The sequence below is a fragment of the Bradyrhizobium sp. genome, assembly GCF_004799445.1.
In the GTDB taxonomy this organism is placed as follows: domain Bacteria; phylum Pseudomonadota; class Alphaproteobacteria; order Rhizobiales; family Xanthobacteraceae; genus Bradyrhizobium.
Genome location: NZ_SSNA01000064.1, coordinates 1 through 12,752 on the forward strand (window position 1 = coordinate 1; position 12,752 = coordinate 12,752).

Annotated in this window: 9 protein-coding genes and 1 pseudogene; 5 read left to right on the top strand and 5 right to left on the bottom strand. The window is 63.5% G+C overall.

What is annotated here, in order from left to right:
- Positions 1-1,243 (top strand): glycosyltransferase family 39 protein (locus E8A46_RS08875; RefSeq protein ID WP_291559554.1); only part of this gene is annotated, 1,243 nt, incomplete at its 5' end.
- Between the two features lie 144 nt (positions 1,244-1,387).
- Here E8A46_RS08875 and E8A46_RS08880 read toward each other — a convergent pair.
- From E8A46_RS08880 to E8A46_RS08900, 5 genes are all read right to left on the bottom strand, one after another.
- Positions 1,388-1,714: an HPr family phosphocarrier protein gene (locus E8A46_RS08880; protein ID WP_291559556.1), complete on the bottom strand. Its 327-nt coding sequence runs from the start codon at positions 1,712-1,714 to the stop codon at positions 1,388-1,390.
- Positions 1,711-2,112 carry a PTS sugar transporter subunit IIA gene (locus E8A46_RS08885; protein WP_024509305.1) on the bottom strand — a complete coding sequence of 134 codons (402 nt, stop codon included), beginning with the start codon at positions 2,110-2,112 and terminating at the stop codon, positions 1,711-1,713. Before E8A46_RS08885 ends, E8A46_RS08880 begins: the two co-directional genes overlap by 4 nt.
- Positions 2,113-2,243: 131 nt before the next feature.
- Positions 2,244-2,771, bottom strand: coding sequence for an HPr kinase/phosphatase C-terminal domain-containing protein (locus E8A46_RS08890; RefSeq protein WP_291559566.1), 528 nt, complete (start codon positions 2,769-2,771; stop codon positions 2,244-2,246).
- Positions 2,768-4,585 carry a sensor histidine kinase gene (locus E8A46_RS08895; RefSeq protein ID WP_291559567.1) on the bottom strand — a complete coding sequence of 606 codons (1,818 nt, stop codon included), beginning with the start codon at positions 4,583-4,585 and terminating at the stop codon, positions 2,768-2,770. The genes E8A46_RS08890 and E8A46_RS08895 overlap by 4 nt, the downstream gene beginning before the upstream one ends.
- A 112-nt stretch (positions 4,586-4,697) precedes the next feature.
- A complete protein-coding gene (locus tag E8A46_RS08900; protein WP_029587720.1) occupies positions 4,698-5,399 on the bottom strand; it encodes a response regulator transcription factor in 702 nt (233 codons plus the stop codon).
- Positions 5,400-5,615: 216 nt separating this feature from the next.
- On the opposite strand from E8A46_RS08900, the gene E8A46_RS08905 reads away from it, so the two are divergent.
- The 4 genes and pseudogenes from E8A46_RS08905 to E8A46_RS08920 all read left to right on the top strand — a co-directional run.
- Positions 5,616-6,350 carry a DUF2470 domain-containing protein gene (locus tag E8A46_RS08905; RefSeq protein WP_291559572.1) on the top strand — a complete coding sequence of 245 codons (735 nt, stop codon included), beginning with the start codon at positions 5,616-5,618 and terminating at the stop codon, positions 6,348-6,350.
- A 43-nt stretch (positions 6,351-6,393) separates the two neighbouring features.
- A pseudogene (locus E8A46_RS08910) lies at positions 6,394-8,995 on the top strand (CHAT domain-containing tetratricopeptide repeat protein).
- Between the two features lie 312 nt (positions 8,996-9,307).
- Positions 9,308-10,924, top strand: a complete 1,617-nt coding sequence (locus E8A46_RS08915; protein WP_291559574.1) for a phosphoenolpyruvate carboxykinase — start codon at positions 9,308-9,310, stop codon at positions 10,922-10,924.
- A 325-nt stretch (positions 10,925-11,249) separates the two neighbouring features.
- The coding region (locus tag E8A46_RS08920; protein WP_291559576.1) for a TonB-dependent receptor plug domain-containing protein at positions 11,250-12,752 on the top strand (1,503 nt) is incomplete at its 3' end.

Genomic DNA, 12,752 nt, shown 5'->3' on the forward strand with positions numbered 1-12,752 from the left:
CTGGCTGATCGCGCTGCGCGTGGTGGACTACCGCCGCGCATTCTTCATCGTGATGCTGCTCGCGCTTTATCCGATCTTCAATTTCAAGGGCTTCAAGTACAATCCGGACCTGCTGCAGCTCGTCACCCTGCCGCTTGTGGTGCTGGCCTATCTGCATGCGTTCGAGAAGCGCACCGCGCGCTCCGGCCTGTGGCTCGGCCTTGCCGGCGCGCTGGCGCTGATGACGAAATACTGGGTGCTGACCATGATCGGCGCGGTCGGCCTCGCTGCGCTGATGCATCCTGACCGGCTCAAGTTCCTGCGCTCGCCGGCACCATGGGTAGCGATTGCGGTGGCTACGCTTGCGATGATTCCGCATCTGATGTGGCTGAAGGAAGTGGATTTCCTGCCGCTGACCTATGCCGGCGACGTCTATGGGCTTTCGAGCCGCGCGCAGAGCGCGCAATTGGTTCTCGGCTATGTCGGGCATAATTTGGCGCTGCTCGCCGTGCCGGTGACGCTGGCCGCGCTCGCGCTCGCCTGGACGAGCCTGGTGCGCCCGTCGGCGGCGTTGGCACGGATCTGGTCGCGCGGCGCGAACGCCGGCGGGAACAGGTCGCAGGCGCTCAATATCTGGATCATCCAGATCGTGGTCGCGGTCGGGCCGCCGCTCGGCGGCCTGTTCTTCACGGTCTATATGAAGACCGATTGGGGCATCTCGCTGTTCTTTCTGACCCCGCCGGCGCTGATTGCGATTCCCGCGCTGCGCCTGCCGAAGATTGCACTGTTTCGCATTGCCGCGATCTGGCTTCTGCTCACGCTGGCCACGCTGGTCGCCTCACCCTACATCGCCGCCCGCGAGATGGCGGAAAATCCCAATGCCGCTGCGAGTTACGGCGCGCGCTCCCAGCTTGCCCGCGAACTGACGCAGGAATGGCATATGCGCTTTCGCTCGCGCTGGGCCGTGGTCGCCGGCACCACGGAGGTCGGCGAGCCGATGACGTTTTATAGTGCGGATCATCCGGCGCCGTTTACGCCGGGCGAAGTCTGGTCGTCGGGGTTGACCTCGCTCGAGGAGGCCAGGCGGCTCGGCTTTATCGGCATCTGCGATACGTCGGACGGGCGGTTGCCGGTCTGCGAGGCCTGGATGGCGGCCAACGGCAAGGACGCCGAGCAGGTTACGATCACCACGCAGCGCTTCTTCCACGGACACCCCGGCCCGGCGATCAGCTGGAAGGTCTATATCGTGCCGCCGGCGAAGTAGCTTTCTCACTTTCCCAGCAACAGCGAGGCTGGTTCGTTACCCGGATGCTGCGCAGCGCACTTGCGGTGCGCTGCTGATCCGGGGTCCATGGGTCCCGGCTCTGCGGAGCAGCGTTGCACGCTGCATTGCGTCCGGGACACAGGCTCACGCGCCTTCTTCGTTGAACTTGCCGGCAACCAGTTCGGTGATCGCATCGATCGCGCTCTGCGCCTCCGGCCCGATCGCGGACACCACGATCGATGTGCCCGGCCCCGCGGACAGCATCATCAGCCCCATGATCGAAGTGCCGCCGACGGTCTCACCGCCCTTGGTCACCCACACCTCGGCATTGAAGCGCTCGACCATCTGGACGAATTTTGCGGAAGCCCGCGCGTGGAGGCCGCGTTTGTTGATGATTGGAATTTCGCGGGAAACCGCGCCTGTCGGGACCCTCGGCCCGGGAATATTCTCGGGCGACGCGTCGTCGCTCATTTGCCGGCGAGAACCCGGCTCGCGATGGTCACGTATTTACGGCCGGCTTCCTGCGCCATGGCGATGGCGTCGGGGAGCGACCGCTCTTCGCGGACCTTGGCGAGTTTGACCAGCATGGGAAGATTGATCCCCGCCAGCACTTCCACTTTCGGGCGGCTCATGCAGGAGATCGCAAGATTGGAAGGGGTTCCGCCGAACATGTCGGTAAGGATGGCGACGCCATCGCCGCTGTCGACGCGATTGACCGCTTCGATAATGTCGCTTCGACACAAATCGGAATCATCTTCGGCGCCGATCGTGACGGCTTCGATTTGTTTTTGCGGACCCATCACATGTTCCAGCGCCGCCTTGAACTCGTCGGCCAGGCGCCCATGGGTCACAAGTACTAGACCAATCATCGGAAACTCCTCGCGGGTGCCTTTTGGTGCACCGCACGAACGCGCCACTTTGACCATCCAGAGCCCCCGCGCAAGAGGGGATCTTCGCGATTCTCCCGGAAATAACGCTTGGGAAGGGAGCCTGCGCCGGTCTATTCGGTCGCGATAGTGGGACTGATATGGTTACCAATTCCCTTCGAACAATCCGCTGAAAGCCCGGTGGAAGGTGAACTTATGGTCATGGTTAGGGCAGCGATGACCAGGGGGATCGGCGCAAAGCCCTTGCCTACGGGAATTCGAGGTAATTGAATACCTGAAATGTGTGCCAGCAACGCTTCGGGCGCTGGCAGCCGCGCCGCATCCGCGGCCTCGAGATCGACGACCAGGCCGACAGGGGCTTCATTGACATAGTCGCAGCGGCGAATGCCGAGCCCGCGAATTTCGATCAGGCCGGCCAGTGCGGGCGCCGGCCGGACGATGAGCTGGCCGCCGCGTGCTCCGAGGTGGACGCGGTCATCGCCGATCAGCATGGCCGGCGCGATTTGCCCGGAGCGCCCGGCCAGGATGAGATCGAAGGCGAGATGCGATTTGCCGGATCCCGACGGCCCGCGGATCAGCACCGCGCGGTTTCCCACCAGCACCGCGGAGGCATGGACGCTGGCGCCGCCGGCGTTCGTCATGGCGCGGGAAGCCTGACCACAAAGCGCGCGCCGGCGATGGTTGCTTGGCCATCCGCGCCGAGCGGACCGGCACGATTCTCGGCCCAGATGCGTCCGCCATGAGCCTCCACGATTTGTTTGGAGATCGACAGGCCCAATCCCGAATTCTGGCCAAAGCCCTGGTGTGGCCGATCGGTGTAGAAGCGCTCGAAGATCCGCTCCAGCGCATCTTCGCCGATCCCCGGACCGTCGTCATCGACAATGATTTCAATTTCCGATCGTACGCGCCGGCAGACGAGCCGCACCTTGCCGCCGGCCTCGGAAAACGACTGGGCGTTGGACAACAAATTGGAGATCACCTGTCCGAGCCGCGAATCGTGCCCCGGTACCGAGAAGGTGTCGTTGGGCCCGCGTCCTTCGAAGCGCAGCTCGACGGCGATATTGTTGCCGCGCCTTGTTTCATTGGCGACCGAGGCCAGCGCGGTCAAGAGACGGCGAAGATCGACCGACGTCATATCCTGCCGCTGCAGTTCGGCATCGAGCCGGCTCGCATCGGAGATGTCGGATATCAGCCGGTCGAGCCGCTTGACGTCATGCTCGATCACCGCGAGCAGCCGCGCGCGGCTGTTGTCGTTGCGCGCCAGGGGCAGCGTTTCGACCGCGGAGCGCAGCGACGTCAGCGGGTTCTTCAGTTCATGGGCGACGTCGGCGGCGAACATCTCGATCGCCTCGATGCGGTTGTAGAGTGCGTCCGTCATGTCGCGCAGCGCGCCGGAGAGGTGTCCGATCTCGTCGCGGCGGCGGGTGAAATCGGGAATCTCGACCCGGGTCCGGATCCGGCGCCGGACGCGTTCGGCGCTGTCGGCAAGCCGCCGCACCGGGCCTGCGATAGTGCTCGCCAGCAGCAACGACAAGACAATCATGACAGCGGAAGCGACGCCGCCGACCTTCAGGATCGCGAGGCGTTCGGCGGTCACCATCTGGTCGATGTCGTCGCCCTGGGTCGAGAGCATCAACGCGCCATGGATCGCGCGAAAGCGCTGCACCGGCACCGCGACCGAAACGATCACCTCGCCGCGGTCGTTGACGCGCACCATGCTGCTCTTCTGGCCATTCAGGGACTGCGCGACTTCCTGGTAGCCGTTGCCGTTCTCCGGCCCGAGTTCGCGATAGAGCGGCAGATCGCCGCGATTGAGCCAGGTCCGGACCGCAATCATCGTCCGTTCGGCGATGCCCGGCTTCTCTACCGACGGCGGCGGCAATTCGAAGCGCAGCACGTCGCCGCGGCCGTAGAGATTGCGGCTGTCGAGGATGAGGCCGCCGTCGCGGTCGTAAATGCGGGCGCGGGTCTTGGTCGGCGAAATCAGCCGGCGCAGCACCGGCGCGACGCGCTCCGGATTGATCGGAAAATCGAGCCCGGAATATTCGTCCGGCGCACCGTAGGTTTCACCGGGTTTCAGATCCTGCAACCGGTCGGGGTCGATGGTGATGGTGTTGGTTTCGACCGTCGCCGACGCCGCGATCGCGCCGGCGATGATCTCGGCCTGCACCAGCAGGCTTTGCGCCCGGGCGTCGATCAGGCCGGCGCGGAATTGCGAAAGATAGAGAATGCTCGCCACCAGGGCGACCAGGCCGGCGAGGTTGAGCGAAACGATGCGGCGCGTCAGGCTGGAGAAGCTGAGCGTGAAGAAGAACTGACCGATCCGGCGGAGCCAGCCAACCAGCCGCTGCCAGCCCGGCACCGGCGGGCTGTCGGCGCCAACGGTATCCAGAACGACGGAGGACGAGGCGTCCTCTGCATTCAGGCTTGGATCAGGCTGCGTTCGATCAAGCAATGGCCAAAACCGCCGGTTGTTTCGAAAGGTCCCGCGATGCGTATTGCCGTCGCATCCTACCCCAGACGCGCGGCGGCGTCAGTTAACAAACCGCGCGTGAAGTGCTCGCCGATCAGGTTTCCTTGAAGCGGTATCCTACGCCGTACAGGGTTTCGATCATCTCGAAATCGTCGTCCACGACCTTGAACTTCTTGCGCAGCCGCTTGATGTGGCTGTCGATGGTGCGGTCGTCGACATAGACCTGATCGTCATAGGCCGCGTCCATCAGGGCGTTGCGGCTTTTCACCACGCCGGGGCGCGTGGCCAGCGCCTGCAGGATGAGAAATTCGGTCACTGTCAGCGTCACCGGCTCGTTCTTCCAGGTGCAGGTGTGGCGCTCAGGGTCCATGCGCAGCAGGCCGCGGTCCAGTGCCTTGGCATCGGTTTCCTTCGGTACGGCGGTCGGATCCTTCGGCGCCGCGCGGCGCAGCACGGCCTTCACGCGTTCGACCAGCAGGCGTTGCGAGAACGGCTTGCGGATGAAATCGTCGGCGCCCATTTTGAGGCCGAACAATTCATCGATTTCCTCGTCCTTGGAGGTGAGAAAAATCACCGGCAGATCGGATTTCTGCCGCAGCCGGCGCAGCGTTTCCATGCCATCCATGCGCGGCATCTTGATGTCGAGGATCGCAAGGTCCGGCGGACTGGTGCGGAAGCCGTCCAGCGCGGACGCACCATCCGTATAGGTCATGATGCGATAGCCTTCGGCCTCAAGCGCAATCGAGACGGATGTGAGAATGTTGCGGTCGTCGTCGACCAAGGCGATTGTGGGCATGAGCCTGCTTTCAGGTACTAGGTGGCCGAAACGGCGAGCAATCCGGTGATACGCCGCGTAAGTGGGCTTTGAACCCGGTCAACGAGCAATGCAAGCTGGGCTGAAGTGTGACGGGTTCCGCAATCGATCGAGTTAAATGCTCGGGTTCCAGCCTATATAGATACCATTTTTGCCGGGAAAAGGCCCTTATTGCAATGAGATGTGCCGAGGTGACCCATGCAACCCACCGCTGATTTCGACGCCGGCCGGCTGGCCCGGTCGCTGCTCCGCCGCAGCCGGCAGGGGGCGCTGGCGACCCTGATGGCCGGCAGCGGCGATCCCTATTGTTCGCTGGTGAATGTCGCAAGCCACCCCGATGGCTCGCCGATCCTGCTGATTTCACGCCTGGCGGTGCACACCCGAAACCTGTTCGGCGATGCCCGGGTCTCCCTGATGCTGGACGAGCGCGCCGAGGGTGATCCGCTGGAGGGAGCACGGATCATGCTGGCGGGCCGGGCTGAGCAGGCCGCGGGCCCGGATCTGGAGATCGTGCGCCGGCGCTACCTCAACGCCCATCCGTCGGCGGAAGCTTTTGTCGATTTTGCGGATTTTTCCTTCTTCCGGATCCAGCCGAGCGGCACGCATCTGGTCGCCGGTTTCGGGCGGATCGTGGATCTCAAGCCGGAACGGTTCCTGACCGATGTTTCCGATGCCGCGGCACTGCTGGAAGCCGAGCAGGGCGCCATCGACCATATGAACGCCGATCATCGTGACGCGACTAACCTCTATGCGACCAAGCTGCTCGGGGCGGACGCCGCCGACTGGCGCTGCACCGGGTGCGATCCGGACGGGATCGACCTGCAGGCCGGCGGCAACACCTTACGGCTGGATTTTCCGGAGCGAGTCACCGGGCCGGGAGAGTTACGGAAGATGCTGGTCAGGCTGGCGGAAGAGGCGCGGGCGAAACCATAGCCGGCGCTCGCTCGCCGCGAACAAAGGGTGAGGCGAGCGCGTCATGAAATTCGGCCATCGATTGATTCTGCTGCTTTGGTTGGCGCTGTCTGGAAATGCCGGCTTCGTGGCCCCGTCCTCGGCTGGCGAGGTGGCCGCAACCAGCGCCAGGATCGCGGAACTCAGCCGGGCCGGAAAATATTCCGAAGCCGTCCCGCTGGCGCAGCGCCAGCTGGAAAGCCTGGAGAAAACCCGAGGCCCCGCAGACCGCGATGTCGCGGGCGCGCTGAACAATCTGGCGCAGCTCTATGGCGAGCTAGGCAAGGACGCCGAGGCCGAGCCGCTGCTCAAGCGAGCGATCGCAACGATGGAAAAGGCGCTCGGCCGCGATTCTGTCGAGGTGGCCACCGAGTTGAACAATCTCGCCGCCTTGTACCAGCGACAGGAACGCTATGCCGATGCCGAACCGCTGTTCAAGCGGGCGCTCTCGATGCGCGAGAAGGCGTTTTCGCCCGGCCATCCCGATCTCGCGCAGTCGCTGAACAATCTGGCGACGTTCTACGAGAAACAGGGACGCCACGACCAATCCGAGCCGCTGTTCAAGCGTGCGCTTGCGATCTACGAGAAGGCGGCCGGCCCGGAACACCCTGCGGTCGCAACGCTGTTGAATAATCTCGGCCAGGTCGACAAGGTTGAGGGCCGCTACGCCGACGCCGAGCCGCTGATCAAACGGTCGCTTTCGATCCGCGAGAAAGTGCTCGGCCGCGATCATCCCGACGTCGCGCGGTCGCTGAACAATCTGGCCGACCTTTATGAAAGGCAGGACCGCACCGGCGACGCCGAACCGCTCTACCAGCGGGCGGTGGCGATCCGCGAGGCGGCGCTCGGTTCCGATCATCCCGACCTCGCAACGTCGCTGAACAATCTGGCATCGCTGTATCAGACGCAGGGCCGCAGCCGTGATGCCTTGCCGATCGTGGAAAGGATGATCGGAAATGGCCGCGCGCAGCCGCGCGTGGCGCTGGCGGTGCTGTCCGCCGCAGCGGCAGCAATTGATGCCAACCGAAAAGGCGCTCGACGCCGCGCTCAACGTGGTTCAGCGCGGCGCCCAGTCGTCGGCCGCGTCCGCCGTGAACAAGCTGGCGGTTCGTCTGGCCGCCGGCAACGATCGTCTCGCCGAACTGGTTCGGAAGGATCAGGACCTCGCCAGCGAGGCGGAGACGCTGGACAAGGCGATCATTGCCGCCGTCTCGAAGGACAGGTCGAAGCGCGACGCGGCTGCCGAGCAGCGGAGCAGGGACCGGCTTGCCGCCATTGCCGCCGAGCGCGCCAGCCTGCAAAGGATTTTTGCGACCGAATTCCCCGACTACGCCGCGTTGTCCAATCCGCTGCCGATGACGGCCAGGGAGATTCAGGCGCTGTTGTCCGGCGATGAAGCGATGGTGCTGTTCTCGGTGACCGACAAGGCGAGCTATGTCTTTGCCCTGACGCATGAGAGTTTCGACTGGAAGCCGCTGCCGCCTGGCGCGGACGCTTTGTCAGGAGAGGTTGCCGCGTTTCGCCGCGGTCTAGATGTCGGCAAAGCCAATGCTGCCTCGGGCAAGTCCGGGCTGTTCGATCTGGTGCTTGCACATGAACTGTATGCGACGCTGCTGGGTCCGGTCGAAACGCTCGTGAAGGACAAGCGCAGTCTTCTGGTCGTGCCTTCGGGCGCGCTCACGGCGCTGCCGTTCCATCTCTTGGTCACGGAAAGGCCGCCCGCCGCGATCCCCGAAACATTCGCCGGCTATCGCGACGCCGGCTGGCTGCTCAAGCGTCAGGCGGTGTCGGTATTGCCGTCGGTCGCCAGCTTGAAGGCGCTGCGGGCTTTTGCGCGCAACGCGCCGAGCACCAAACCAATGACCGGCTTCGGCGATCCGCTCTTCAACCCGTCGCAGGATGGTATCGGCGATGATCGCGCGGCCGGCAGGCCGAAAAACCTGGCTTCGCGTGCCCTGGTGACGTCAGCCTATACCGACTTCTGGCAGGGCGCCGGGGTCGATCGCGCGAGGCTGGCAGCAGCCTTGCCGCAACTGCCGGATACGGCCGATGAACCGAACGCGGTCGCGAAAGACCTCGGTGCTGCCGCCTCCGACATTCATCTCGGCGGTGATGCCAGCGAGACGACGGTCAAGCGCGCGCGGCTTTCCGAGTATCGCATCGTCTATTTCGCTACCCACGGCCTTGTGGCCGGCGACATCAAGGGCCTCGCCGAACCATCGCTGGCGCTCAGCATTCCAAAACAGCCGACCGAACTCGACGACGGTCTGCTCACGGCGAGCGAAGTGGCGCAGTTGAAACTCAACGCCGACTGGGTGGTGTTGTCGGCCTGCAATACGATCGCCGGCGACAAGCCCGGCGCGGAGGCGCTGTCGGGGCTGGCGCGCTCGTTCTTTTATGCCGGCGCAAGGGCGCTCTTGGTTTCGCACTGGGCGGTGGACTCGGAAGCCGCGACCCGGCTCACGACCTCGACCTTCGATATTCTGAAATCCGATTCCAGGATCGGCCGGGCCGAGGCGCTGCGCCGGGCGATGCTTGGCTATCTCAACGACGCTTCATCCCCGAAAAATGCCTACCCCGCGCTCTGGGGTCCGTTTGCCCTGATCGGCGAAGGAGCGGCCCACTAAATTCAGCAGATTGTGCGCTGCAATAACGTCGCGATGCGGGGATGGGCCAGGATCGCGGCCGATTGTCGCGCGAAAAAGACCCGGCTGATGCCGTCCAGCCCGCGCTGCAGCATACAATTTTGAGCCGGATCAACGGCCCGCCTCGGAATAAACCAAATACCAAGGGATCGGCTTGGCAAGCGTGGCGTTCCCCAATAATAGATCGCCGGACCACGGCCGGACGGCTATATTGAATTGACGGTCACCGCGACACAGGCGCGTCTTGGCGGCATTCGCGCGATCGAGTTACGCGGGTTCTAGGAGGAGTTTTCAGTGCAAGAGACGGGAATACGCAACGGTGCCTTCGGTGCCGACAAATTCGGCTTAAAAAATCTCAAACGGGTGCACTGGAACCTGGGAGCGCCGCAACTTTACCAGTACGCGCTTTCCGCTGGCGAAGCGGTTTTGTCCGCCGATGGCGCGTTGTGCGCCGATACCGGTGACTTCACCGGCCGCAGCCCCAAGGACAAGTTCACGGTTCGCGATGCGACCACCGACAAGAACATGTGGTGGGCCGGCAACCAGTCGATCACTTCGGAACAGTTCGAAGCGCTCCATACCGACTTCATCAAGCACGCGGAAGGCATGACGCTGTTCGCGCAGGACCTTTACGGCGGCGCCGATCCGAGCTTCCAGATCAAGACCCGGGTCTTCACCGAACTCGCCTGGCACTCGTTGTTCATCCGCACGCTGCTGATCCGCCCGCAGATGTCCGAGCTCAGGGATTTCGTGCCCGAACTGACCATCATCGACGTTCCGAGCTTCCGGGCCGATCCCAAACGCCACGGCGTGCGCTCCGAGAACGTGGTCGCGATCGATTTCGCCCGCAAGATCGTCCTGATCGGCGGGTCTTATTATGCCGGCGAGATGAAGAAGTCGGTGTTCACCACGCTGAACTATTATCTGCCGGCCAAGGGCGTGATGCCGATGCACTGCTCGGCCAATGTCGGACCCGCGGGCGATGCGGCGATCTTCTTCGGCCTGTCCGGAACCGGAAAGACCACGCTCTCGGCCGATCCCAAGCGCACGCTGATCGGCGACGACGAGCACGGCTGGGGCAGGGACGGTATCTTCAACTTCGAGGGCGGCTGCTACGCCAAATGCATCAAACTGTCGCAGGAAGCCGAGCCTGAGATCTTCGCCGCCAGCAAGCGCTTCGGCGCGGTGCTGGAGAATGTGGTGCTCGACGAGGACACCAGGGTGCCGGATTTCGATGACGGCTCGAAAACCGAGAACACCCGGTCGGCCTATCCGCTCGATTTCATTCCCAATGCCTCGCGCACCGGCCGCGCCGGCCAGCCGAAGAATGTGGTGATGTTGGCGGCCGATGCGTTCGGCGTGCTGCCGCCGATCGCCAAGCTGACGCCGGCGCAGGCGATGTATCACTTCCTGTCCGGCTACACCGCGAAGGTGGCGGGTACCGAACGCGGCCTGGGCTCCGAGCCGCAGCCGGAGTTCTCGACCTGCTTCGGCTCGCCGTTCCTGCCCCTGGACCCTTCGGTCTACGGCAACATGCTGCGCGACCTGATCGCCCGGCACAACGTCGATTGCTGGCTGGTCAACACCGGCTGGACCGGCGGCAAATACGGCACCGGCAGCCGGATGCCGATCAAGGTGACCCGCGCGCTGCTGACGGCGGCGCTCGACGGCTCGCTGCGCAATGTCGAATTCCGCACCGACCAATATTTCGGCTTCGCGGTGCCGACCGCGCTGCCGGGCGTGCCGATCGAAATTCTCAATCCGGTCAACACCTGGAAGGACAAGGCCGAGTTCGACAAGACCGCGCGTGCGCTGGTCGGCATGTTCCAGAAGAACTTCGCCAAGTTCGAGAGCGTGGTCGATGCTGAAATCCGCGCCGCCGCACCTGATGTGAAGCTCGCGGCGGAGTGAGGCTACGGCCGGTTCTGCGAATAAGAACAAATAAGGGCGGCCCTCGCGGCCGTCCTTTTGCGTTGAGACCCGCGCGTCGCCAGACGCCGGCGTGACGATGTTGCGCAGCGAGGCCGCATCTGCAAGACCGCCGGCGGCGGACCCGCGATTTTCGCTTTCATCGTTCGCGCGATGTTTCCGGATTATTTCCATTCTAGATTATTTCCATTCTAAATTGCCGTTAGACCTATTCCATTTGAGGTTTTCGACAATCGGCGGCATATCGCAGCGAAGCGTTGGTTCTCACTCATTTCAGCGAGTCTGATCTCCGCGAATTGAGGGACCGATGCCGGCGCTTGAGTGTCTTGCCATGGATGTCTTGAGCGATGGCGCCTGGCGCAGCCCCCGGCAAAACAGCATCCTGTCCCGAAGCTCGGCTGCCATGTTCACCTGCGGCGCCCTGCTTGGCCTGAGCGGTCCCAACGCCGCCTCGGCACAGGTCGCCGCCGCGACCGATCTTCCGGCTATTGTGGTTGTCGACCCCGCGAAAAAGCCCAAGCGGGAGGCGGCAAAGCGCGTGGCCCCAGCGCGGGTGGCTTCGGCCGCTGGCACCGGCCGCACGGGCCAGCCGGCGCAGGAAGCCCCCGTGGCCGGCGCGGGCGCTCCAACACCGGCGCAGGCGGCGCTGGACCGCAAGATGCAGGGCTTCGATGCGTCGCGGGAGCATGTTCTGACCAAGCTCGGCGCGTCGTCCACGACGATCGACCGCGCGGCCATTGAAAGCGCGCCGCAAGGCGACAACACCCCGGTCGACAAGCTGGTGCTGCAATTTCCTGGCGTTAATTACGACTCTGCCGTCTCCAACCCGAATTTTCACGTTCGAGGCGAATACGCCAATGTGCAGACCCGCATCAACGGACTGGTGCTTCCCGAGGGCGTCTCGGGTCTGGGTCCGGCGATCGACACCAATTTCATCGGCAGCCTGTCGCTGCTGACGGGCACGCTGCCGGCCCAGTACGGGCTTCGCACCGCTGGCGTCCTCGACATCACCAGCCGGGCCTTTTCCACGCCCGGCGGCAGCGTCAGTATCTATGGCGGTAGCAACTCGACGATCACGCCGAGTTTCGACTATGGCGGCAGCGTCGAAAATACCCAGTACTTTTTCTCCGGCCGCGGCAATTGGAACAACCTCGGCATCGAAAACACGACCTCATCGGTCAATGCGCTGCACGATCACACCGATCAGGGTAAATTCTTCGCCTATGTCTCGACGGCACTCAACGATTCAACGCGTCTGAGCGTGATTTCGGGCGCCGCCTACAGCACGTTCCAGATCCCTACCAATCCCAATCAGATGCCGCTCGGCGATTTCGGACCCGCTGATCTGAGCTCGTCGACGTTGAATGAACACGAGGTTGACCAGTATTATTTCAATATGGTCGCGCTGCAGACCAAAGGCGATGTGATCGACAGCCAGTTCTCGGTATTTTCCCGCTACGCCCAGGTGCATTTCATTCCCGACGTGCCGGGCGACCTCGCATTCAACAACATCGCTTCGGATGTCACCCGCGCAAGCCAGATGTACGGCAACCAGTTCGACGCGTCTTACGAGTTGAACCGAGGGCATACTATCCGGTTCGGCTACATGGTGACCGCGGAGAAGACCAATAGCGCCAACGTCGCCACCGTGCTTCCGGTTGATCCAACGACCGGAGCGATTTCGCCGACGCCGTCCACCATCGACGATTCCCATTCGCTGCTGGGCTGGAATCTCGGCGCCTATGTGCAGGACGAGTGGAGGCTCACCAGGCAGCTCACCCTCAATTACGGCATTCGCTTCGATCAATTG